We start from the raw sequence: 23,195 nt of genomic DNA, 5'->3' as shown, positions 1-23,195 counted from the left end.
CGCGGGCTTCTGCTGTCGGTTCGCACCTTCATCGACTTGCTCGCCCAGAAATGCTCTGCCGATCGCCTGAGGGTCGACGAGAGTCTGGCATAGCCGACGAACACTACCCATATGAGCGTCTAGTACGTCTCGAAGGCAGCTCTTCGCCTTCGATCCGCCGACCCATGCGCAGGGCGCATAGTAGCCATTCCTTGCATCCCGCGCCGCTATTCACGATCTTAATGATGAAGCCGCGTTCGACGCCGGCTCCCTTCAGCACTCCATCCCAGTCGTAGACTTTTCCCCCGGCCACTGGCCGGCGCGGCCAATTCCGGCTTGAACAATAGGGAAGGTAATCATGCAGACTTCTGCCAAGACGCTTGACGCCAAGACACTGGACAAGATGACGCTCCACGAGCGCTCGGACATGATGGCGCTCGTCGCAGACGCACTCGAAGCAACGGCCGAGAGGGCCTACGAGATCGGCGATGACCGGTTTGCAGAGAATTCGATCAGCCTCGCCAACATCATCACCAGCTGTGCTGATGACCTGGTCGTTGGCGACCTGCCGGCGGCCGAACTTCTGCTGCAGCAGGGCATCGCGTTGATCAGCCTGTTTCAGGGCGAGCCCCGAGAGTTCACCTTGCACTAAGGCTTACGACCACGGCCGGCGGCCAGCCGGCCGTGCCACTTTGCACCGGTCGATGATGATTATCCTAGACCGGCCGTGGGGCCGCTTAGCGGGCCATTGGGCCCTCTCACGCGCCTTCGAGCGCGAGGTCGACCGCAGCCAGCGCATGAATCTCAGTGGTATCGAACACCGGGACCGGGCTGTCGGCCTGCGAAATCAACAGCATGATCTCGGTGCAGCCCATGATGATCGCCTCGGCACCCGCATCGACCAGCCGCGAAATGATGGCGCGATAGGCGTCGCGTGAGCTGTCCTTGACGATGCCGGCGACGAGTTCTCGATAGATGATCTCGTGTACCTTGGCGCGGTCGTCCGCCTCCGGCACCAGCACCTCGAGACCGAAGGTGTCCTTCAGCCGGCCCCTGTAAAAATCCTGCTCCATGGTGAAGGCGGTTCCAAGCAGGCCGACCTTGCGGAGGCCCGCGGCCTTGATTTTCGCCGCCGTCGGGTCGGCGATATGAAGCAGCGGAATGGAAACGGCTGCCGAAACGTCGGCTGCCATCTTGTGCATCGTGTTGGTGCAGATCATCAGGAAATCGGCGCCGCCGGCTTCCAGGCGACGCGCCGCCGCAATCATTTCCTCCGTCAACGCCGGCCAGTCGCCATGATGCTGAAGCCGTTCGATTTCGCCGAAATCCATCGACCACATCAGCGATTTTGCCGAATGCACGCCGCCCAGGCGGCCGCGAACCGTCTCGTTGATGATGCGGTAGTACTCGGCCGAGCTCTCCCAGCTCATGCCGCCAATCAGGCCGATGACCTTCACTTTGCGCGCTCCATTTTCGAACCGGACTCTGAGCTAACAAATCGCGAGCCATCGCGATAGCTCCAGCGACCGCAAGCGCCCGGCGCAGAAGGCAATTGCGGGGCTCAACGCCGGTCTCCGACGAGCGCCTTTCCCGCCCCCATCAACGGACTTTTCCGCAAAGCTGCGTGACGTGACGACGACAATCGATTGACATTTCCGGTTTCGTGGACTTTTATATTCCAAAATAAAGAACGACATAGCATAACTATGGAATATGAGGAGGAGCAAATATGAAATCGACTAAACTCGCATTGCTTATTGGAACCGCATTGGTGGCATCGGCAACCCTCGCCTTTGCCCAGGAAAAGGGTGGCGTCATCAATGTCGCGACGGTCGGCGAGCCGCCGACCCTTGATCCGATGGCATCGACGGCCGACCTCGTCGGCATCGTTTCGCAGCACATCTTCGAGACGCTCTATACCTTCGACAAGGACTGGAAGCCGACACCGCTGCTCGCAGCCAGCCTGCCGGAGATCAGCGCCGACGGCAAAACCTACACGATCAAGCTGCGCTCCGGCGTCAAGTTCCATGATGGCACCGACCTCGATGCCAAGGACGTGGTCGCCTCGCTCGAGCGCTGGACCAAGGTCGCCTCGCGCGGCAAGCAGACGGCAACCACGATTGCCGGTATCGAAGCGGTCGACCCGCTGACGGTGAAGATTTCGCTCAACACCCCTTACGCACCGCTCGTCTCGCTGCTCGCCTTCAACAACTCCGCGGCGATCGTGCTTCCTTCGGAAAAGCAGGCTGAACCGATGACCGATTTCGTCGGCACCGGCCCCTACCAGCTGAAGGAGCGCAAGGCGGACCAGTATATCCAGCTGACCCGCTACGACGCCTACACGTCGCCGGAAGGCGACGCCAACGGCTACGGCGGCGCCCGCCATCAATATGCCGATGAAATCCGCTTCGTGCCGGTGCCGGACCCGAACACCCGCGTCGAGGCCGCCGTCTCCGGCCAGTATGACTATGTCGATTCGCTGCCGGTCGAATCCTTCGACCGCGTGAAGGGGTCCAGCGCCTCCGATCCTGTCATGCTGCAGCCCTTCGGCTGGCCGGTCTTCGTGCTGAACTCCGGCAACGGCATGACCAAGAATGTCGATCTGCGCAAGGCGATCCGCGCCTCGCTCAGCATGGAAGACATGATGGCGGCCGCCTTCGGCACCACCGACTTCTATGCGCTCGATGCCGCACTTTATCCGTCGCAATTCACCTGGCGCACCGATGCCGGCACCGAAGGCGCCTACAACATCGCCGATCCGGAAAAGGCGGGCGAACTGCTGAAAGCCGCCGGCTACAAGGGCGAGCCGCTGCGCATCCTCACCAGCCGCCAGTACGAGTTCCATTACAAGATGGCGCAGGTCGCAGCCGAATATCTGAAGCTTGCCGGCTTCACCGTCGATCTGCAGGTGGTGGACTGGGCGACGCTGACCCAGCGCCGCGCCGACCCGACGCTTTGGGACATCTACATCACCCACAGCCCCTTCCTGCCGGAACCGGCGCTCATCGGCATGATGTCGACCAAGGCCCCCGGCAACTGGGATACCCCGGCGCGTGCCAAGGCGGTCGATGCCTTCAACGCCGAATCCGATCCGGCCAAGCGCGTGGCTCTCTGGGCCGATGTGCAGAAGGTGATCTTCGAAGAAGTGCCTTTCATCAAGATCGGCGACTTCAACGCGCTCTCGGCAAAGTCGAAGACGCTTGAAGGCGTGTCACCGGCGCCATGGCCGTATTTCTGGAACGCTTCGATCAAGAAGTAAGCTCCCACCCTCCCAGGGACTTCGGCGGACGCCCGGCCACTGGCCTGGCGTCCGCCGGAAGGGCGCGCCGTTGTTCATTCACCCCAGTGGGCGAGGCGCACAGGAAAGGTTCGAGGCCACCATGTTACGCTACATTTTCCAGCGGCTGATGGGCATGATCGTCGTCATGGCGATCGTCGTCACGATCGTCTTCGTCATCGTCCGCGTCACGCCCGGCGACCCGGCCGCCGTCATGCTCGGCCCGGAGGCGACCCAGGAGGACATTGCGGAACTGCGCACGCGGCTTGGCCTCGACCAGTCGCTCGGCCTGCAATATGTCTACTATATCGGGCAGCTGCTTCAGGGCGATCTCGGCCAGTCGATCTTCCTCAACCAGCCGGTGACCTCGGCGCTTGCGGAACGCGCCGAGCCGACCTTCTTCCTGACGCTGTTCTCGATCGTGATCGCCTGCGCCATCGCGCTGCCGATCGGCATCTACGCCGCCTACAGGCGCGGCTCCTTCGTCGACCAGGCGGCGACAACGCTTGCGATGCTGGCCGCAAGCATACCGAGCTTCTGGCTCGGGCTGATCCTGATCCAGGTGTTCGCTGTCCGCTTCGGCTGGTTCCCGGTCTCCGGTTATGGCGGTCCCGGCTCCTCCTTTACTGAGCGCATGTATCATCTGACCTTACCGGCGATCGCGCTCGGCGTCGTCTCCTCTGCACTGATCCTGCGCTTCACCCGCGCCTCGATGCTCGACGTGCTCGGCGACGATTTCATCCGCACCGCCCGCGCCAAGGGTCTTGGCGAGCGCAAGGTGGTGATGAAGCATGCGCTCAAGAACGCGCTGATCCCGATCCTGACGATCATCGGGCTGACCGCCGCCGTGCTGATCTCCGGCGCCGTCGTCACCGAGACGGTCTTTGGCCTGCCCGGCGTCGGCAATCTCGTCGTCTCCGCCGTTCTTCGCCGCGACTATCCTGTCATCCAGGGTGCGCTGCTCGTCATCGCCGCGCTTTACGTGCTGATCAATTTCGCGATCGACATGCTCTATCTCCTCGTTGATCCAAGGGTGCGCTACTGATGGCTATTTCCGTATCTGCCCCCGCCGAGAGCGAAGGCCGCAAGTTCGTCCGCCGGCTTTTGAACCGCAAGACCGTTGCCTTCGGCCTAATCGTGCTGACCGTCTTCGTACTCTTGGCCGTCTTCGCGCCGCTGATCGCACCCTATGCGCCGGGCAAGCTGTCGATCGTCAACCGGCTGCAGCCGCCGAGCATGCAATGGTTCTTCGGCACCGACGAGTTCGGCCGCGACGTCTTCTCACGCACCATCTATGCCGGCCGGCTGTCGCTCCTCGTCGGTGCGGCCGTCGTCACGCTCGCAACCGTGATCGGCGTCGTGCTCGGGCTGCTTGCCGGCTTCTTCCCGAAGCTCGACACGCCGATCGCCCGCGTCATCGACGCGATGATGGCCTTTCCGGATATCCTGCTCGCTATCGCGCTGGTCGCAGCCCTTGGGCCCTCGCTGACAACAGTCATCATCGCGCTCAGCATCGTCTATGCGCCCAGGCTTGCCCGCGTGGTGCGCGCCTCGACACTGGTGATCCGCGAGCTTCCCTATGTCGAGGCGGCGCGCGCGCTTGGAATCTCGACCCCGCACATCATGACGCGCCACGTGCTGCGCAACCTGCTCTCGCCCGTCCTGGTCCAGGGCACCTTCCTCTTTGCCCATGCGATGCTTGCCGAAGCCGGCCTCTCCTTCCTCGGCGTCGGCGTCAGCCCGGAAATTCCCACCTGGGGCACGATGATCGCCTCGGGTCGCCAATACATCGGCCAGGCCGACTGGGTGACGCTCTTCCCCGGCATCGCCATCGTGCTCTCGGTGCTGTCACTGCAGATGGTCGGCGACGGCCTGCGCGACATGCTCGACCCCCGCCTCAGAAAGGACCTGTAAGTCATGACGAACGCAAGCAACAGCGCTGGTCCGGTGCTGATCCGGCAGGTGAAACCCGTCGCCTTCGGTATGACCGCGCCAGCCGAAACGATCGACATCCTCGTCGATGGCGAAGGCCGCATCGCAGCGCTCGGCCCGAACCTCGAAGTTCCCGGCGGCGAGCGCCGCGTCGAAGGCAAGGGCGCCTGGATCTCTCCCGGTTGGATCGATCTGCACGCCCATGTCTGGCACGGCGGCACCGACATCTCCGTGCGCCCGCAACTCTGCGGCATGGAGCGCGGGGTTACCACCATCGTCGACGCCGGATCGGCCGGCGAAGCCAATTTCCACGGCTTCCGCGAATACATCATCGAGCCTTCGCGCGAGCGCATCAAGGCGTTCCTCAATCTCGGCTCGATCGGCCTTGTTGCCTGCAATCGCGTCAGCGAGCTCAGTGACATCCGCTCGATCGACATCGACCGCATCATCGCCTGCTACCAGGAGAACCGCGAGCACATCGTCGGGCTGAAGGTTCGCGCCAGCCACGTGATAACCGGTTCCTGGGGCGTGACGCCGGTGAAGCTCGGCAAGAAGATCGCCAAGATCCTGAAGATCCCGATGATGGTGCATGTCGGCGAGCCGCCGGCGCTCTATGACGAGGTGCTCGAAATCCTCGGCCCCGGCGACATCGTCACCCATTGCTTCAACGGCAAGGCCGGCTCCAGCATCATTGAGGACGAGGACTTGTTCGAGCTTGCCGAGCGCTGCGCCGGCGAAGGCATCCGCCTCGACATCGGCCATGGCGGCGCCTCCTTCTCCTTCCGCGTCGCGGAAGTCGCGATCGCCCGCGGGCTCCTGCCCTTCTCGATCTCCACCGACGTGCACCTGCGCAGCATGAACCAGTCCGTCTGGGATCTCGGCACCACCATGTCGAAGCTGCTCAGCGTCGGCATGCCATTCGAGAAGGTGGTCGAGGCCGTGACCCAGGCGCCCGCCTCGGTGATCCGCCTGCCGATGGACAATCTCTTGAGCGTCGGCGCCCGCGCCGAATTCACCCTCTTCGACCTCGTCGATAGCGAACTCAGGGTCTTCGATTCACTCGGCGCCGAGGCCCATCTCAACCGCCTCTTCGAGCCACGCTACGCGGTCATGGGCACCGACGTGGTCGCGGCGAACCGCTACCAGCCGCAGCATGTCGAATGCCCGGACCACAGCCACGGCTTCGGCTACCGCTGACAGAAGGCGACCGAATACAGAAAGACAGGACATCGCGTGAACAGTCTCGATCAGAAAGACAGCCCTGCCGCCGTCTCACCCTATCAACGGCTTCAGGCTCTCGGCATCAACCTGCCGCCGGCACCGCCGCCTATCGCCAACTTCGTCACGCATGTGCGCGAAGGCAACATTCTCTATCTTTCCGGCCAGGGCCCGCGCGAGCCCGACGGTCACCTCTATGCCGGCAAAGTGGGCGGCGATGTCGACATCGACAGCGCCTATGACCACGCACGGCTGACCGGCATCAACCTGCTTGCCGTCATGCACGACGCGCTGGGCGACCTCGGACGGGTCAAGCGCATCGTCAAGATCCTCGGCATGGTCAATGCCGTGCCGGATTTCGCCGAGCATCCGCGCGTCATCAACGGCTGCTCGGACCTGATGATCGATGTTTTTGGAGCGGCCGGCAGCCATGCGCGCTCGGCGGTGGGTTTCGGGTCTCTACCCGGCAACATCACCGTCGAGATCGAGGCGATCGTCGCTCTTCACGATTAACGACGGGAGGTCGGATCAATGGCTGCGCCAGCCCATCATCTTCTCGATCCGCTCCGCGGAAACCCTGACGTGATCGGCGTAAAACGCCCGGTCGTCGAGGATTTTCTGCTCCGGCAGCACGATCGAGATCGTGGCGGCGCAATTGCCTTTGTCGTCGAGGATCGGCGCTGCGACACAGGCGACCGCATAGTCGGATTCACCCGCCTGGATCGACAGCCGCGCGGCAAGTGCGCTCTCGGCCTGATCGGAAAGTGCGGCCGGGTCGATGTCGGCGCGGCCGGTCGGCGAGGTGCGGGCGCAGCGGCGGAAAAGTTCGAGCCTTTCGTCGGCCGGCAGATGGCCGACGAGCAGGCGGCCGGATGCCGTCCAGTTGAGCGGCACACGGGTGCCGACGCGCGAGGTCACCTGGAAATGGCCGGGACCGTCGGCCATGGCGAGCACCTGCATGTAGTCGCCGTCACGACCGCAAAGCTGGATCGTTTCGGAAACCTCGCGGCCGAGATCGTGCATCTCGCGGGTGGCAACGCCGAGGAAATCGAGCGAACGGGCATAGGCGAGACCATAGTGGTAGAGCCGGTCGCCAAGCCAAACGAGGCCATCGGCATCGCGGCTGAGCAGGTTCTTCTCGACCATGTCGTCGACAATCACATAGGCCGTCGAGAGCGGCGCGCCGACTGCCTTGGCAATCGCGTAGACGCCGCTCGGGGAACCCGTTTCGTAAAGGAAATCGAGCACCTGCAGGGCGCGGTCCATGCCGCTGACGCGCGATCGGCGCGGCTTGCCGGTCGGTTCAATGTCTTCGTTCGGCTCGACGCCGGTCATCGTCTTGTCCACTCGTCAACTCCTGCGCGGCTCGAATTGCGCACTGCCGGGAAAGTATCGGATCCCGCTGCTGACGCGCCCTCGATGGCGGCTGCGACAGATGGCGGAAGGCCTCACGCATACTTCATTACTATGGTAGATATTCCGCGAAAACGGAATAGTCTATCCGTCATGCCGGCCAGAAAAACGCCTGCCAAAAAATTACATGGAGACCACTATGCCTGACCGTGACATTCGCGAAGCTCTCGGACTTCGTCCCGTTATCAACGTCTCCGGCACGATGACGGGCCTCGGCGCATCGATCGTGGTCCCGGAAGCCATTGCCGCGATGACTGGCATACTGCCGCAATTCGTCGAGATCAACGACCTGCAGCGCAAGGTGAGCCCCGTCATCGCGCGGCTCACCGGTGCGGAAGCCGGCTTCGTCACGGCCTCCTGCTCCGCCGGCATCAGCCTTGCCGTCGCGGGAACCATGACCGGCAGCGACCTTGCAGCCATCGAGCGCCTGCCCGATACCAGCGGCCTCAAGAACGAGGTCCTCATCCAGATGGGCCATGTGGTGAGCTACGGCGCGCCCGTCGACCAGGCAATCCGCATTGCCGGTGCCAAGCCGGTGCTCGTCGGCCAGGCAACGTCGGCCTATCGCTACCATCTCGAAGGGGCAATCAACGAGCGTACCGCCTGCGCCGTCTACGTCGTCTCGCACCACGTGGTGCAGTACGGGCTCATCGGCCTCAAGGAATTTGCCGAGGTCTGCCATTCCAAGGGCGTGCCTGTCATCGTCGACGCCGCCTCGGAATATGACCTGCGCATCTTCCTCGATCAGGGCGCCGATATCGTGCTCTATTCCGGCCACAAGTTCCTCGGCGGCCCGACCTCGGGCATCGTCGCCGGCAGGAAGGAGATGGTCAGAAACACTTTCCTGCAGAACCTCGGCATCGGCCGCGGCATGAAGGTGGGCAAGGAAAGCATGCTGGGCGTGTTGGCGGCCCTCGAAGCCTGGGAGACGCGCGACCATGCCGGCATCCGCGAGCGCGAGACCGGCTACCTGAACCTCTGGCACGAGACGTTGAGCGGTCGTCCCGGCATCAGACCGGTGATCGAGGCCGACCCGACCAACAACCCGCTCGACCGCCTGCGCGTCAACATAAACCCGCAGGAAGCCCATATCACCGCCTGGGATCTTGCCGATGCGTTGGCGCGCGGCGCGCCGCCGATCATCGTTCGCGACCACGAGGCCGAGCACAATTACTTCTACCTCGACCCGTGCAACCTGCATCCCGGCCAGGAGAAGGTGGTCGCAAGCCGCCTCGCCGAGGAACTCGATAAGGCGCGCGCCTCCAACGAGATCATCGCGACGTCGCTCAGCGAGCGCAACGCCCGGCGTTTCGCCGGCCTGCTGCGCTGGCCGGACTGATCGCGGTATTCGAAAGCAACAAGACGCATAGCAACGGGCGGAGGAGCCGACATGACTGACACCGCATTTGCCAGGGGCCAAACGGCCACGCCTGTTCTCTCCGTCGAGAACCTGACGACCTCGTTCCTGGTCGATGGCGCCTGGAAGCCCGTCGTTCGCGACATCTCCTTCCAGGTGGCTCCGGGAGAGACCGTCGCGATTGTCGGCGAATCCGGTTCGGGCAAGAGCGTCACGTCGCTGTCGATCATGCGGCTCCTGCAGAAGGAGACGAGCCGCGTCGAGGGCCGGGTGATGATGGGCGGGCGCAATATCCTCGACCTGCCCGAATCCGAGATGCGCCATGTGCGCGGCAACGACGTCGCGATGATCTTCCAGGAGCCGATGACCAGCCTCAATCCGCTGTTCACCATCGGCGACCAGATTTCAGAGGCGCTGCTCTGCCACAAGCCCATGTCGAAGGCCGAGGCCCGTGCCGAAACCATCCGCCTGCTCGAAAAGGTCCGCATTCCCTCGGCAGCCTCGCGTTTCGACGAGTACCCGCATCGGTTCTCCGGCGGCATGCGCCAGCGCGTGATGATCGCCATGGCGCTGGCCAGCCGCCCGAAGCTCCTGATCGCCGACGAGCCGACGACCGCGCTCGACGTGACCATCCAGGGCCAGATCCTCGACCTGATCAAGGTGCTGCAGGAGGAGGAAGGCACCTCGGTACTGTTCATCACCCACGACATGGGTGTCGTCGCCGAGATCGCCGACCGCACCGTGGTGATGTTCCGCGGCGACGCGGTTGAAACGGGCAACACGGAGGACATCTTCCTCCGGGCGAAACACCCCTATACCCGCGCGCTGCTTTCTGCCGTGCCGATGCTCGGCGCGATGAAGGGCGAGCCCCAACCGATGCGCTTTCCGGTCATCGATGCGGCAACCGGCCTGCCGACCGCGAAGGCCGAAGCCACCGATACGGTCCAGACCGGCCGCAAGCCGATCCTCGAGGTGCAGAACCTCGTCAAGCGTTTCGACATTCACGCCGGCCTGCTCGGCAAGCTCAAGGGCCGTGTGCACGCCATCGAAAACGTCTCCTTCAGCCTGCAGCCGGGCGAGACGCTGTCGCTCGTCGGCGAATCCGGCTGCGGCAAATCGACGACCGGTCGTGCCATCATGCGGCTGATCGAGCCGGAAAGCGGCTCGGTGGTGCTTGACGGAAAGAACGTGCTGGCCATGGACCGCAAGGCGCTGCGCGACATGCGCCGGACCATGCAGATGATCTTCCAGGATCCCTTCGCAAGCCTCAATCCGCGCATGACGGTGGGTGCTGCGATCGCCGAACCCTATCTCGAACACAAGCTCGGCACGCCACGCCAGGCGCGCGAAAGGGTTGCCGACCTGCTCGAACGCGTCGGCCTGCAACCCGACATGGCGGCGCGCTACCCGCATGAATTCTCCGGCGGCCAGCGCCAGCGCGTCTGCATTGCCCGGGCGTTGGCGCTCGACCCGAAGGTGATCGTCGCCGACGAATCCGTTTCCGCACTCGACGTCTCGATCAAGGCGCAGGTCATTAACCTGCTTCTCGATCTGCAGGCGAGCCTCGGCCTTGCCTATCTCTTCATCTCGCACGACATGGCCGTCGTCGAGCGCGTCAGCCACCGCGTTGCGGTCATGCATCTCGGCGAAATCGTCGAGATCGGGTCACGCGCCCAGGTGTTCGAAAACCCGCAGCACCCCTATACCAAGAAGCTGATCGCCGCCGTGCCGATCGCTGATCCGACCCGCCGTCATACGCGCCGCAATGTTGCAAGCGACGAGCTCAAGAGCCCCTTGCGCGCGCCCGATTACGTTCCGGAAGTGCGGCGCTATCAGCAGATCGCCGAGGACCATTTCGTCCAGGTCTAGGCGGGCTGCGTCAAGCCGGCCGCATCCTTCTCGATCGAGACAGGTGAGCCGCGCGCACCTTCCTGCGCGGGCGGCCAACCGTAGCCGTCAGAACGGCAGCCGCGCATTCTCCTTGACTTCCTTCATCACGAAGAACGTCCGCGTCTGGCGCACTCCGGGCAAGGCGATCAGCTTCAGGCCGTGCAGTTTGTTGAAATCGGCCATGTCGCGGACGCGGATCTTCAGGAGATAGTCGAAATCGCCGGCGACCAGGTTGCAGTCGAGCACTTCCTTCATCTCCATCACCGCGCCTTCGAAGGCAGCAAAACTTTCGGGCGTCGAACGGTCGAGCACCACGCCGACCATCACCAAAGCGCCGAGACCGACGGCAGCGGGTGCGATTTCCGCCCGAACGCCGGTAATGTAACCCTCGTCGAACAGCCTTTGCGTCCGCCGGTGGCAGGTGGCCGGACTGACATTCACCCGCTCGGCCAGGTCAGCATTTGTCAGCCGGCCCTCTGATTGCAGGGCGCGCAGGATCTTGATGTCGATCCTGTCGAAATCCTCTTCGGAAGAATCTTTCATTTTTTATTCCATGTGTTGAAGAAAGAGGAAATCATGCCGGATTTCTATTCGGCATGAAGAAATTTTAATAGCAACTTAGAGAGCACCTTTCACGCGAATTCGCCTATCCTTCGCCTACAATTTTCACACGGAGGCCTGGATCGATGTCACTTCTTGAGAAGTTCGAACGCTACCCACTCACATTCGGCCCAACGCCGATTGAGCATCTGCCACGGCTGTCGGCCGCACTCGGCGGCAAGGTCGAGATCTATGCCAAGCGCGACGACTGCAATTCCGGCCTCGCCATGGGCGGCAACAAGCTGAGGAAGCTCGAATATATCGTGCCCGACGCGATCGCCTCGGGCGCCGATACGCTGGTTTCGATCGGCGGCGTGCAGTCAAACCACACGCGTATGGTCGCGGCCACCGCCGCTAAGATCGGCATGAAATGCGTCGTCATCCAGGAAAAATGGGTGCCGCACTATGATGCGATCTACGACCGCGTCGGCAATATCCTGATGACGCGACTGATGGGGGCGGACAGCCGCCTGGTCGACGACGGCTTCGATATCGGCATCCGCAAGAGCTGGGAAGACGCTATCCAGTCGGTGAAGGATGCCGGTGGCAAGCCCTACCCGATCCCGGCCGGCGCCTCGGTGCACAAATTTGGCGCGCTCGGTTATGTCGGCTTTGCCGAGGAGGTGGCAGCACAGGAAAGGGAACTGGGCTTTACCTTCGACTACATCGTCGTCTGCGTCGTCACCGGCTCGACTCAAGGGGGCATGATCGTCGGCTTCGCCGCACAGGACCGCGCCGATCGGGTGATCGGCATTGACGCATCGGGCACGCTCGAACAGACCCGCTCCCAGGTGCGCAACATCGTCGATTCCACGGCCGAGCTGGTTCGCCTCGGCAGAACGATCCGCGAGGACGAGATCGTCATCAACCCGGATTACGCCTACCCCGCCTATGGCGTACCATCGGAAGAAACCAACGAGGCGATCCGGCTTGCTGCGCGCACCGAAGCGATGATCACCGATCCGGTCTATGAGGGCAAATCCATGCAGGGGATGATCGACCTCACCCGCAAAGGCTTTTTTCCCGAGGGATCCCGCGTTCTTTACGCCCATCTCGGCGGCGCGCCGGCACTCAACGGCTACAGCTACTACTACAAGGACGGCTGAGTCCTGTTTTCCATTTGTCACCTTTCGTCCTCCTCCAGCGGAACACGGCGATGACCGGCACAACAGATCTCAAGACCATCGAAAAACGCCTGCTCTGGCTCTCCCACTGGATGATCCATCACGCCAACCACCTCCGGCCGAAGATCGACGGCATCAAGACCGGCGGGCACCAGGCAAGCTCCGCCTCGGTCGTGTCGATCATGACGGCGCTCTATTTCTCGGCGCTCCGGCCGGAAGACCGTGTCGCGGTGAAGCCGCACGCGGCACCGGTCTTCCACGCGATGCAGTATCTGATGGGCCGGCAGACGCGCGAGAAGCTCATGAACTTTCGCGGCTTTGGTGGCGCGCAGAGCTATCCGAGCCGGACCAAGGATATCGACGACGTCGATTTCTCGACGGGCTCCGTCGGTCTCGGTGTCGGCATCACGGCACTCGCCTCGATCGTCCAGGATTTCGTCCGCGCCAAGCAGTGGGGTGAGGGCAAAATCGGCCGCATGGTCGCACTCGTCGGCGATGCCGAGCTCGACGAGGGTAATGTCTACGAGACGCTGCAGGAGGGCTGGAAGAACGACCTTCGGAACTGCTGGTGGATCATCGACTATAACAGGCAATCTCTCGATGGCATCGTGCGCGAGGGTCTGTTCGAGCGCGTCGAAAAAATCTTTGATGCCTTCGGCTGGGATGTGGTGCGGGTGAAATATGGCGTGCTGCAGCGTGCCGCTTTCGCAGAGCCCGGTGGCGAGAAGCTGCGCGACTGGATCGATCGCTGCTCCAACCAGGAGTATGCGGCGCTGACCTTCATGGGAGGTGCCGTCTGGCGCAAGCGGCTCACTGTCGATCTCGGCGATCAGGGCGACGTCTCGGCGCTCATCGAACGGCGCAGCGATGCTGAGCTTTCCGCGCTGATGGAAAATCTCGGCGGCAACTGCGTCGAGACCATGGCCGAGACCTTCGCCGCGATCGATCACGACCGCCCGACCTGCTTCCTTGCCTATACGATCAAGGGCTGGAGCACGCCGATCGCGGGCCACAAGGACAATCACGGCGGCCTCATGACGACAACCCAGTTCGCCGAATGGCAGGCGCATATGGGTGTCGCGCCTGGCGAGGAATGGGAGCCGTTCGCCGGCGTGGCGGATCGTGAAGCGCTCACGGCATTCCTCGCCGCGGTCCCCTTCTTTGCCGAAGGCACGCGCCGCCATGGCGATCGCCGGCTGGAAATACCGCAGATCGCCGTGGAGACACAGCGGGAGATCTCGACGCAGATGGCCTTCGGCAAGATCCTCGACGATCTCGCCAAGGGCAAATCAGATCTCGCCGAACGCATCCTGACGACGTCGCCCGATGTTACCGGCACCACCAGCCTCGGCGCCTGGGTAAACCGGCGAAAGCTCTTCGCGCGACAGCCTCTCGCCGACGCGTTCATCGAGCACCGCATTGCATCGACGGCAAAATGGGAATTCACGCCGGAAGGTCAGCACGTGGAACTCGGCATCGCCGAGATGAATCTTTTCCTGCTGCTCGGCGCCGCCGGCCTCAGCCATTCGCTGTTCGGCAGAAGGCTGATCCCGATCGGCACGGTCTACGACCCGTTCGTCTGCCGCGGCCTCGATGCGATGAACTACGCCTGCTACCAGGATGCCCGCTTCATGATCGTGGGCACGCCGTCAGGTGTGACGCTCGCGCCCGAAGGCGGCGCGCATCAGTCGATCGGCACGCCGCTCATCGGGATCAGCCAGGATGGTCTGGCGGCCTTTGAGCCCGCCTTTGCCGACGAGCTCGCGGTCATCATGGAATGGGCCTTCAACTACATGCAGCGCGACGGCGACAACGACCCGGACGAACGTACGTGGCTGCGCGACGAGACTGGCGGTTCGGTCTATCTGAGGCTCACCACCAAGCCGCTCGAACAGCCGCTGAAGCGGGTCGACGACGATTTCCGCCAGGGAGCGATCGACGGCGCCTATTGGCTGAGGAAACCCGGGCCCAACTGTGCTGTCGTCATCGCCTATCAGGGGGCGGTCGCCGACGAGGCGATTGCGGCGGCCGGCATGATCGGAGAGGTCCGCCGCGACATCGGCGTGCTCGCCGTCACTTCCGCTGACCGGCTCAATGCCGGCTGGACGGCGGCGCAGCGCGAACGTGCCCGCGGCAATCCGCAGGCGCGAAGCCATATCGAACGACTGCTCGATCCCCTGCCGGGCCATTGCGCCATCGTCACCGTCATCGACGGCCATCCGGCGACGCTTTCCTGGCTCGGTGCCGTTGGCGGCCACCGGACGATCCCGCATGGCGTCGAACATTTCGGCCAGACCGGGACGATCGGCGATCTCTACCGGCATTTCCGTCTCGACCGCAGCGCCATCGCCGCATCGGTCATGGCGCTGACCGCGGGGCGGCGGACCGCCGGGCAAGAGGCACTCCTCTTTCCGTAGCGCCGGCTGAACACCAACACCATTGAAGACGAATGGCCCCGCGTTGCCTGTCCGGCAGCGAGCGGTCGCCTGCGTCTTCCAAAAACCGAGAAGCGTCGCCGTCCCGGAAAAGACGCCGTACCAGGGGAAACCGCACCCAGCAGGAAAGGATTTTCCAAATGCGAACAATAAGAATTCTGGCAGCCACTCTCTTGGCAATGGTGGTTGCCCCGCTCGGGCAGGCTTTTGCCGATCCCATCAGGAACGTCGTCATCGTGCACGGGGCACTTGCCGATGGCTCTGGCTGGCGCAAGGTCTTCGACCTCTTGAGTGCCAAGGGTTTCAACGTCTCCGTCGTCCAGCCGCCGATGACCTCGCTTGGCGACGATGTCACTGCAACCAAGCGCATCCTCGACCTGCAGGCCGGTCCGTCCATTCTTGTCGGCCACAGCTATGGCGGCATGGTGGTGACCGAAGCGGGAAGCGCCGACAACGTCGCGGGCCTCGTCTATGTGGCGGCGTTCCAGCCGGATGCAGGCGAGACCCTGCTCGACCTCGCCGCCCGGACACCCGCGGCAACCAAGAGCATCGCGGCGACGAAGGACGGTTATCTCTACCTCGACCCGAAGGCTTTCGCTCAGGATTTTGCCGCCGATATCCCCGCGGACGAGGCTCGCTTCATGGCGCAATCCCAGGTCTTCCCCGCGAAGGTCGCCTTCGAGACCAAGATCACGGCACCGGCGTGGAAGAGCAAGAGGAGCTGGGCGCTGATCGCCACCGACGACCGGGCCATTCATCCCGATCTCATGCGGGAGATGGCGAAGCGCGCCGGGAGCGAACCGGTCGAAGTCAAAGCCAGCCACGCAGTCTTCATGTCCCAGCCGGCGGCTGTCGCCGCGCTGATCGAGAAGGCCGCGGCCACGCTTTCCGACTGACGCATTACCTTTGTGGCGGATCGCTGCGATCCGCCACAAAGGCCCTCTTTACGTGTCGTTAGATGTTCGCTGTTCGGAGTGCACGCTCGCGTCCGTCCATCGCCTGGCGCACCCGCCTGCGGTCGCGCCTCAGAGTGTCGAGGCAATCGTTGCCGAACCACTCCAGCGATGCATCGGCCAGCGGATCGGCGGAAATCTCCCGGAGGAATCGATCGTAGTCGACGGTTCCCTCGAACAAGGGTGTCATGCCGCGCCGGCTGCCGGCGGCGGCATAGACATTGGCCGGTTCGAAGACGGTGAGATCCGCCCGGTCGACAATGTTCTTCAGGTGGTAGTGGCGGATATGCGGCCTCATGGCCCGGTGAACCGTGACCGGATCGTCACCACCCTCCCAAACATGCAGCGTGTCGAAATTAACAGCGAAATGGGAATGGTCGACCTCTTCGATCAATTGCATGGTCGAGGCCGCCGTGTCGGCCAGTGTCTTCGGGTGCGTCTCGGCAAGCAGGTGAATGCCGTAGCTGGCGGTAATCTCGCAGATCTCCTTCAGCCGAACGACGATCTGCCGCCGCTCGTCCGCCTCGACGGCCAGACTGCCACGGCTTCCGGCGAAGGTGCGGATCTTGCGGGTGCGCCAACGGCGCGCAAGCCTGCAAAGCTCCACCGTCTTGTGCCGCAACGCTTCCGTATCGCCATCAAGCGGCAAGTAGTCGCTGATCATCGGCACGGACAGGCCGTAGCCGTCGAGCCATTCGGCGTTCCGGTCCACCCGGGGCGCGAGGTTGCGCGCATGCGCGCCCCAGAGTTCGATGCCCTGGAAATCGTTCGCCTCGGCCCAGGTGGCGATCTCGTCGAGCGAGATGAGATGATGCCGGAAGGTGATGGTGCAGAGCGAAACTCTCATCGTGCGACCCTCTTCAATGGGGGAACTTCTGCGGGAAGGACGAGGTCGGACCAGAGATCGAAGACCTCGGCGAGCTTTGCCTTAAGCTTCGTCTCCAACCGGTCCGCTTCGTCGAGGCGCTCGAAGACTGCTCCGGCCAGGGCGCGATCGCCCGCCTGGGCCAGCTTCATGCAGGCGTAGTGCAGGGTCTTCAGCGCCTGAACCAGCGCCTCGATTTCCGCGCACCACCCCTCGAATTCGGCCGACGGAAGCTTCAGCGCCCGCCAGTAGAAGGCAAAGCCGTGCTCATAGGCGTACTTGCGGATGGTGATGACGGGCAGTTCGCGCACCGCGGCGCCAAGATTCGAGAGCATGAGCCCGTCTCGTTCGTCGAGGTGCGCGGCGACGATTTCGCGGACGGCATCGACCAGCGGGTTCCGGTCACGAACGAAGCACGCTTCGAAATAGGCTTTCAGGTCTTCCCCGTACGGCGCGCGCGCTTCGGCATTATCGAAGACATAGCCGCCGCCGACTGTCGGCTGCAGGATCGCGTGAATGACCTTTTCCTTGGCGATCTCGCCTTCCCAGCGATAGTCCGGATCATGCACGAACCAGGTTTCGGGATCGGCGGTCTCCTGCAGCATGAGGTAATGCGGAAACGGGTTCTGGTTGAACTTGTTCTCCCGCTCCGGCAGATGGAACATGTCGAGCATGACCATGACCGAGCCGGTTTCGCTTCGCTGTTTCAGAAGACCGAGCAGCACTGCGAGGTTGTCGAGCTTGGTGCGCTCCGGATCGTACCATTCGACGACGGAGACACCGTAGAGCCGCTCGAACCAGCCGCGGAAGAATTCCTGGGTAATGTCGGGTGCGTGATAGAGAAGCTCGAAGCGGTCGCTGACCGCAAACTTCGCGTCCCAGACGCCGAAATAGAACGGCCGTTGATCGAGCCCGTTTCGCTTCAGGCCATCGGAAACGCAGCTGACGAAGCAATGGACCTTGATGTCGTAGTAGGCCTCGCCATGGACACCCTCGTCGGTCGTCCCGCCTGTGAGCGGAAAGGCCGGAACGACGGTCGCCGTCGTTTTCGGCAGATAGAGCGAGACGAGATCGCCGACCGTCTCGATCTCCTGTTTTGCGATCGCCTCTTCCGGCACCGAAAGTCCGTATTCGAGCTCGAGATTGAGGAATATCTCCAGGATCAGGACGGAATCGAGATAGAGGTCTTCGTTGAGACGGGCATCCGGGCCGAACCCCTCCATGTGCCCATGTGCCATCTTTTCGGTGAGGGCGGTCTCGATTGCCGCCAGGATTTCGTTCTCGCTCATGATGCAGCTCCCGCCATCGGCCTGTTGAACTCGCCTGCCAAATGGCGGGCCGCCACGTCCCGCCGGCTGATCTTGCCGTTCGCCTGACGCGGAACGGCATCGACCTGCAGGATCTCCATTGGCAACTGGTGGCCGGCGAGATGGCGGCTGCACCATTCGCGTACCGCCTGCGGCGCCACCTGTACCTCGGCGCTGAAGAGCAGAGCGACGCGCTCCCCGGCAAAACGGTCGCTCTTGCGGAAGGCGACCGCATCGGTGATCACGGGCATGGCCATGACGGCATCCTCCACGTCCTTCGGATAGACGTTGAGGCCGGAGACATTGATCATGTCGTCCAAACGCGAGACGAAGACCAACATGCCGTCGGCGCGGCGATAGCCGAGATCACGCGTGTGGATCGGCGCGCCATCGCCATTCCTGACGACAATCTCTCCGGCGTCTTCGACACTGCTGCCCGTTTCCGCGAAAAGATGCGGCAGAACGAAGCCCATGTCGCCAGCGGCGGCGACATCCGGATTGATGGCGATGCAGCCGGATTCGGAGCAGCCATACTGCTGGAACATGAACCGGCTCTTGGCGCGGATATCGGCAAACCATGGATCGGGGAGCAGGGTGCCGGACGTCATCGTCGCGTGGATCTGTTCGCCCTGGGGCAGAAGCCGCGCCAAGGTGTGCAGGATCGCCGGCGACGAATAGAGCAACGGCCGCTCCGTTTCGCGCAGCACCTTCAGCAGATATTTCGGGTTCCCGGTGTCGACGATCACGGGCGTCTGGCCGCGCTTCAGCGCCACCAGAATGCCGCAGATCAGCCCGTAGGAATGGGTGGTCGGGCAGGCGATGACCGGCGTCATGTCCTCCGGCTCGCGGAACGTGCGAACATAGCTTTCGATTTCGGCGTCGATCTGCTGCCAGCTGCGCGCGATGCACTTCGGCGCGCCTGTCGTGCCGGAACTCATCTGCAGCAGCGTGCCCTGCGGCGAAGCGTCCTCTGATTCCCCGAGAACTTCGGCCGTCAGGCTGTTGTAGAACAGCCGGTCGCAACCGGCGCCGATCGCGAGCTTGCGTGCGGCCGGATAGGGCGTTCCGGGGTGGATCGGCAGCACGCTCGCACCCGCCTTACGGATCGCGAAGAACAGCGACAGCCAGTCGACCGTCTCGGCAAAGCAAACGGCGTAGCGGCCGGTGTCACGGTCAGAAAGGCCGATCTCGGCGGCCAATCGTGCCGATGTTTCGCTGAAATAGGCCTCGTCGTAGAGCCTGTCATCGATGCGGATCATGACTTTCTCCTTCGTTGAAGCGCTTTCGCGGCCAAGCTGTTCGGCACCGTGTGGTGGTATTCGGGCTTCGCCGCGAGGAGCTTCCTCGTCATCAGGGATTCGGTGAGAATGCGGGGTTGGCCGCAGCAGAGTTGGCTCAGCCGCTCGGTCGCCCCATGCTCGCTCTCGTAGGACGCAAGCACGTTTTGGACCCGCTGCCAGAAAAGCGTTTCCGGCAGGTCGTAGCAGTGGTCGAGCAAATGGGAGATTTCGCTGAGGTTGTAGACGAACAGCGTGTCCATCACCAATTCGCGCAGCGAATCCAGATTGTCCGTCCAGTAGAATTGGTCCGGCTCGGCATCACGGTAGGCCGGGTTCAGCGCCAGGAAGTCCGGCGCCTTTTCCGGCTCGCGCAGAAAGTCCGGCGAGAACTCGATGCTCTCGTGGAAATCGCGCAGGATGAGCCTGACCGGCCAGCCGTGGCGATGAACGAGCAGCATATTCTGTCCGTGGGCCTCGACCGCCAGGCCATGATGGACGAGCAGATGCCAGACCGGAAGGACGGCGATCTCGATCAACCGGTTGATCCACGGCATGAGGCCGAAGCGGCGGATCCAGTCGTCGGCGAACGGGCGTCCGTCCGCCTCGACCATCATCAGGGCATTGAAGGGAACGACAGCCTCGCCCGTTGCAAGGGTGGCTTCAGCGCTCTCGCGCCAGATCGCCGCTACTTGGCCCGCCAAAGGTCCGTCGCGATCGGCGATAATCCCGGCATATTCCTGCAGGATCGTGAGCGGGTAGCGTTCGCCAAAGGCCGGATCGTTCCCGACGATCCCGGCAATCCAGCGCGAGATCACCGGCGCTGTGCAGACCGAATGCGGCTCGAGCGTCCGCCGCGACGAGGTGTTGACGATGTTGAGCGGCAGCTTGACGCTTGCCGCAAGAGGCCTGTCCTGGTTCAGCAGCGAGCGTACCGACTGCGATGCGGTGTAGCGGTCGCCGGCCGGCCCCAGGCAATGGACGTACCCCGATGCGATCCAGCCGGCGAGCTGACTCTCACGCAGCTGGCGCCACTGCCAGGGGTGCAGGGGCACGAGCCCGAAATCTTCTGGCGAGAGGCCCAACTGTTGCTGCCTCGCCTGCAAATCAGACCAGGCTTCAGGCCCGAGTTCCGCCCGCCAGAAAGTGGCCGCATCAGGGATTTCGTCGCGAAGATGCTGGCGCGCCACCAGCAGCCAGACGAGCTGAAATGCCCGGCCCGTTTCCGGTCCGTAGGCCGCATGGTCGGCGAAGGAAAAGCCGGTGCGCGCCTTGAAGCAGGGATGGTACGGATGCCCTTCATCAAGTGCGCCTTCGAGTTCGGCGAAGGACATCGTGCGCCGCGACCGCGCAGAGAGGTGACGTTCGTTCCACTGGCAGAAGGCGATCGTCTGCGTGAGCTCGTCGAGCAGCTTTCCGCGTGTCGGACCGGTGCCCGGCAAGGCGGAAACCAGTTGCGCCAGCGGCGGCGCGGCCCAGCTGTCCGTGTCTTCGCGCATCTCTACGGAATCCGGCACCAGGCGAAGCCGTCCGAAGGGGCCAATGGCGCCGCGGCAACGGTAGTCCCGGCCGCCGAGCGACCATTGAAAATCGACCGCATCCCCTTGGACGTGCTCACTGACATCGACGATGCCCTCGAACAGCAGCGCCGCGACGAACTGGCGAAGCACCCGCTCCTCCGGTCGTCCCTTGAGATCAAGAGGCAATGGCATGATTGGTCCTCGGCGCTGTCAGGACGGCCGATGCCCTGAGCGGGTTTGGCACGGGGCGGTACAGCGTCGGCGCGTGATTGGATTGCAGCTCGTCCACGTCATAGAGGCGGGTCGTCAGATTGGCCTTGGAGGCAATCGTCGGCAGGTCGAGGACATGACGCGCGAAGTCGCGGCCGGCTCCGGTCATGCGGGCGGGATAACCTTCGAGATGCAGGCGCAGTTCGCGCAAGAGCAGGCTCTCGTCGCAGACGCCGTCATGCCCCATGCGACTGACGACCGAGAAGACCTGATTGACGATCAGGTAGTAGGCGAAGCGGTCGCGGATTTCGCTGTCGGCAAAATAGAGTGAGGCGATCGTTTGCGTCTCGGGAACATGGCCGACGATCAGGCTGCGATAGCGTTCGGAGAGATAGAAGCCCTGGTTGTCGCGATAATAGCTGGCAGAGGGATAACCGTTAGCGATGTCCAGCAGACTGTTCTGCTGGTGCGCCTCGAGCGCGATGCCATAGTCGTCATAAAGACGGATCAAAGGCTCGACGGCGCAATCGAGATAACGTCGGAACCACAGGAGGGCCGCGCCCAGCAGGCTTTCACCCGTGCGCGCGGCGAGGGCTCGGACGAGGCGCTCCAGGCGGGAAATCTGTCCCGGAAGTGGATCGGCCGTCAGGGCGGCAACCGTCACAACGCCCCTGCCCTTCGCGCCCGAAAACGGGTTCTCCCGCAGGATGACTTCGAAGCCGCTTTCGCTCCGGCCGGGCAGGTCGAGCGTGATGTAGGCGGGGTCCTGGATGATCCGGAAATTTGGGGACCGCGCGGCAAAGCCGATGCGATCGATGAGCTTCGCCATGGCGACGCCCGCCTCGAGCTCCTGGCGCCGATTGAGACGCACCGAGTTGGTGATGCGGACAGGCAGGGAGAACTTGAGCATCCAGTCGGCATCGGCGTCATAGACCGTGCGCACCGATGAGGTCGCCGTGAAAACGGGGCCCACTGGACCGAGGTGGCGCAGCTTCCCTTCGGCAAGCATAGCCTGAATATCGGGATCGAGCAGCAGCGCTTCCGCCTGGAGCGGGTGCATCGGCAGCAGGTGCTCGTCGCTCCCGAGCGCGATGCTCTCTGCGTCCGGCCCCACCAGCGAACGGACAATCTCATGGGCCGCCTTCGAACGGGCGGACGCGTGCCGCACACAATCCGCCTTGGCGGCGAAATAGTGCAGCTTGAACGCACCGCGCAGTTCCGGTGCGTAAGATTCCTGCTGCCAGTAGGTCATGCCCTGCCGGCTCTTCGGCGTCGGATGCTGCCAGTGACCAAAGACGAGCGACTGCTCCGCCTCGATGAAATGGCCGCCCTCTGCCGGCTCGGGCTCCGCCTTGTCGATATAGAGTGCGGTCTTCTGATAGCTTTCGAGCACCCGCATCAGCAGTTCGAGTTCGAAGCCGCGCAAGGCATCCGCCTGGTTTTCATCGCCCTGGCGGTAGCACTCGTGGATGAGGATATGCAGCGCCGATATCAGTTCGATCTGGCGCCATGTCCCGTCGGAAACGCCCCTGCCCCAGACCCGGCCGAAGTGATGCGGGCCGCAAAGGGACGGCGACGTCACCTCGATGCGCAGGATCATGTGCTGCCTCGGGAGCGACCATTCCACGCAGTCGAAAGCGCCGCCGGCGGTGCGGTGCACGACCCGGATTCCCGGGTTCACTTCGCGCAGGTAGCAGTTGGCGAAGCTTTGAAAGGTGGCGATTTCTGCGATTTGCCTAGACGATTGCATCCTGTCGATCCTCGGCACGCGACACGCATAGCCGCGCAATGGCGTTGGGCGTTTTCGACCAACACATTGAATTTTCTTAGTGAGAGCG

At 63.2% G+C, this 23,195-nt stretch carries 19 protein-coding genes; 11 read left to right on the top strand and 8 right to left on the bottom strand.

Annotated features, from left to right (window positions below):
• The first annotated feature begins 337 nt into the window (after positions 1 to 337).
• Complete coding sequence (locus tag V7S54_RS14815) at positions 338 to 631, top strand: hypothetical protein (protein ID WP_336408539.1); 294 nt, start codon at positions 338 to 340, stop codon at positions 629 to 631.
• Between the two features lie 106 nt (positions 632 to 737).
• Here the strand turns inward: V7S54_RS14815 and V7S54_RS14810 are convergent, their stop codons facing one another.
• Positions 738 to 1,436 (bottom strand): aspartate/glutamate racemase family protein, encoded by a 699-nt coding sequence (locus tag V7S54_RS14810; RefSeq protein ID WP_336408540.1) that lies wholly within the window; start codon positions 1,434 to 1,436, stop codon positions 738 to 740.
• Positions 1,437 to 1,708: 272 nt separating this feature from the next.
• Here V7S54_RS14810 and V7S54_RS14805 point away from each other — a divergent pair, with 272 nt between their 5' ends.
• The 5 genes from V7S54_RS14805 to V7S54_RS14785 all read left to right on the top strand — a co-directional run bounded on the left by V7S54_RS14805 (position 1,709) and on the right by V7S54_RS14785 (position 6,919).
• Complete coding sequence (locus V7S54_RS14805) at positions 1,709 to 3,238, top strand: ABC transporter substrate-binding protein (RefSeq protein WP_336408541.1); 1,530 nt, start codon at positions 1,709 to 1,711, stop codon at positions 3,236 to 3,238.
• 121 nt (positions 3,239 to 3,359) lie between these two features.
• Positions 3,360 to 4,301 carry an ABC transporter permease gene (locus V7S54_RS14800; RefSeq protein ID WP_058322111.1) on the top strand — a complete coding sequence of 314 codons (942 nt, stop codon included), beginning with the start codon at positions 3,360 to 3,362 and terminating at the stop codon, positions 4,299 to 4,301.
• A complete protein-coding gene (locus tag V7S54_RS14795; protein ID WP_336408542.1) occupies positions 4,301 to 5,170 on the top strand; it encodes an ABC transporter permease in 870 nt (289 codons plus the stop codon). The genes V7S54_RS14800 and V7S54_RS14795 overlap by 1 nt, the downstream gene beginning before the upstream one ends.
• Positions 5,171 to 5,173: 3 nt before the next feature.
• Positions 5,174 to 6,385, top strand: a complete 1,212-nt coding sequence (locus V7S54_RS14790; RefSeq protein WP_065373897.1) for an amidohydrolase/deacetylase family metallohydrolase — start codon at positions 5,174 to 5,176, stop codon at positions 6,383 to 6,385.
• Between the two features lie 36 nt (positions 6,386 to 6,421).
• A complete protein-coding gene (locus tag V7S54_RS14785) occupies positions 6,422 to 6,919 on the top strand; it encodes a RidA family protein (RefSeq protein ID WP_336408543.1) in 498 nt (165 codons plus the stop codon).
• Positions 6,920 to 6,934: 15 nt separating this feature from the next.
• Here the strand turns inward: V7S54_RS14785 and V7S54_RS14780 are convergent, their stop codons facing one another.
• Positions 6,935 to 7,741: an IclR family transcriptional regulator gene (locus V7S54_RS14780; RefSeq protein WP_336408632.1), complete on the bottom strand. Its 807-nt coding sequence runs from the start codon at positions 7,739 to 7,741 to the stop codon at positions 6,935 to 6,937.
• Between the two features lie 217 nt (positions 7,742 to 7,958).
• Here V7S54_RS14780 and V7S54_RS14775 point away from each other — a divergent pair, with 217 nt between their 5' ends.
• On the top strand, positions 7,959 to 9,158 hold the full coding sequence (locus V7S54_RS14775; protein WP_336408544.1) for an aminotransferase class V-fold PLP-dependent enzyme: 1,200 nt from the start codon (positions 7,959 to 7,961) through the stop codon (positions 9,156 to 9,158).
• Positions 9,159 to 9,209: 51 nt separating this feature from the next.
• Positions 9,210 to 11,045 carry an ABC transporter ATP-binding protein gene (locus V7S54_RS14770; RefSeq protein WP_336408545.1) on the top strand — a complete coding sequence of 612 codons (1,836 nt, stop codon included), beginning with the start codon at positions 9,210 to 9,212 and terminating at the stop codon, positions 11,043 to 11,045.
• Between the two features lie 87 nt (positions 11,046 to 11,132).
• On the opposite strand, the gene V7S54_RS14765 is transcribed toward V7S54_RS14770, so the two are convergent.
• Positions 11,133 to 11,609: an Lrp/AsnC family transcriptional regulator gene (locus V7S54_RS14765; protein WP_336408546.1), complete on the bottom strand. Its 477-nt coding sequence runs from the start codon at positions 11,607 to 11,609 to the stop codon at positions 11,133 to 11,135.
• A gap of 143 nt (positions 11,610 to 11,752) precedes the next feature.
• On the opposite strand from V7S54_RS14765, the gene V7S54_RS14760 reads away from it, so the two are divergent.
• The 3 genes from V7S54_RS14760 to V7S54_RS14750 all read left to right on the top strand — a co-directional run bounded on the left by V7S54_RS14760 (position 11,753) and on the right by V7S54_RS14750 (position 16,121).
• Positions 11,753 to 12,772 carry a 1-aminocyclopropane-1-carboxylate deaminase gene (locus tag V7S54_RS14760; protein WP_336408547.1) on the top strand — a complete coding sequence of 340 codons (1,020 nt, stop codon included), beginning with the start codon at positions 11,753 to 11,755 and terminating at the stop codon, positions 12,770 to 12,772.
• Between the two features lie 50 nt (positions 12,773 to 12,822).
• Entirely contained in the window at positions 12,823 to 15,207 is a 2,385-nt protein-coding gene (locus V7S54_RS14755) for a 1-deoxy-D-xylulose-5-phosphate synthase N-terminal domain-containing protein (RefSeq protein ID WP_336408548.1), read from the top strand.
• A 197-nt stretch (positions 15,208 to 15,404) separates the two neighbouring features.
• On the top strand, positions 15,405 to 16,121 hold the full coding sequence (locus V7S54_RS14750; protein WP_336408633.1) for an alpha/beta fold hydrolase: 717 nt from the start codon (positions 15,405 to 15,407) through the stop codon (positions 16,119 to 16,121).
• Positions 16,122 to 16,179: 58 nt separating this feature from the next.
• Here V7S54_RS14750 and V7S54_RS14745 read toward each other — a convergent pair whose 3' ends face one another.
• From V7S54_RS14745 to V7S54_RS14725, 5 genes are read right to left on the bottom strand one after another with little or no spacing between them, the layout of a single operon-like run.
• Positions 16,180 to 17,025 carry a sugar phosphate isomerase/epimerase family protein gene (locus V7S54_RS14745; RefSeq protein WP_336408549.1) on the bottom strand — a complete coding sequence of 282 codons (846 nt, stop codon included), beginning with the start codon at positions 17,023 to 17,025 and terminating at the stop codon, positions 16,180 to 16,182.
• On the bottom strand, positions 17,022 to 18,332 hold the full coding sequence (locus V7S54_RS14740) for a DUF6005 family protein (protein ID WP_336408550.1): 1,311 nt from the start codon (positions 18,330 to 18,332) through the stop codon (positions 17,022 to 17,024). The genes V7S54_RS14745 and V7S54_RS14740 overlap by 4 nt, the downstream gene beginning before the upstream one ends.
• Positions 18,329 to 19,609: an AMP-binding protein gene (locus tag V7S54_RS14735; protein ID WP_336408551.1), complete on the bottom strand. Its 1,281-nt coding sequence runs from the start codon at positions 19,607 to 19,609 to the stop codon at positions 18,329 to 18,331. The genes V7S54_RS14740 and V7S54_RS14735 overlap by 4 nt, the downstream gene beginning before the upstream one ends.
• Complete coding sequence (locus tag V7S54_RS14730) at positions 19,606 to 21,339, bottom strand: IucA/IucC family protein (protein WP_336408552.1); 1,734 nt, start codon at positions 21,337 to 21,339, stop codon at positions 19,606 to 19,608. The genes V7S54_RS14735 and V7S54_RS14730 overlap by 4 nt, the downstream gene beginning before the upstream one ends.
• Positions 21,323 to 23,107, bottom strand: coding sequence for an IucA/IucC family protein (locus V7S54_RS14725; RefSeq protein ID WP_336408553.1), 1,785 nt, complete (start codon positions 23,105 to 23,107; stop codon positions 21,323 to 21,325). The genes V7S54_RS14730 and V7S54_RS14725 overlap by 17 nt, the downstream gene beginning before the upstream one ends.
• Positions 23,108 to 23,195: the final 88 nt, after the last annotated feature.

The organism is Ensifer sp. CCNWLY38 (genome assembly GCF_037120565.1).
In the GTDB taxonomy this organism is placed as follows: domain Bacteria; phylum Pseudomonadota; class Alphaproteobacteria; order Rhizobiales; family Rhizobiaceae; genus Ensifer; species Ensifer adhaerens_H.
This window is presented reverse-complemented; position numbering and strand designations above follow the sequence as displayed.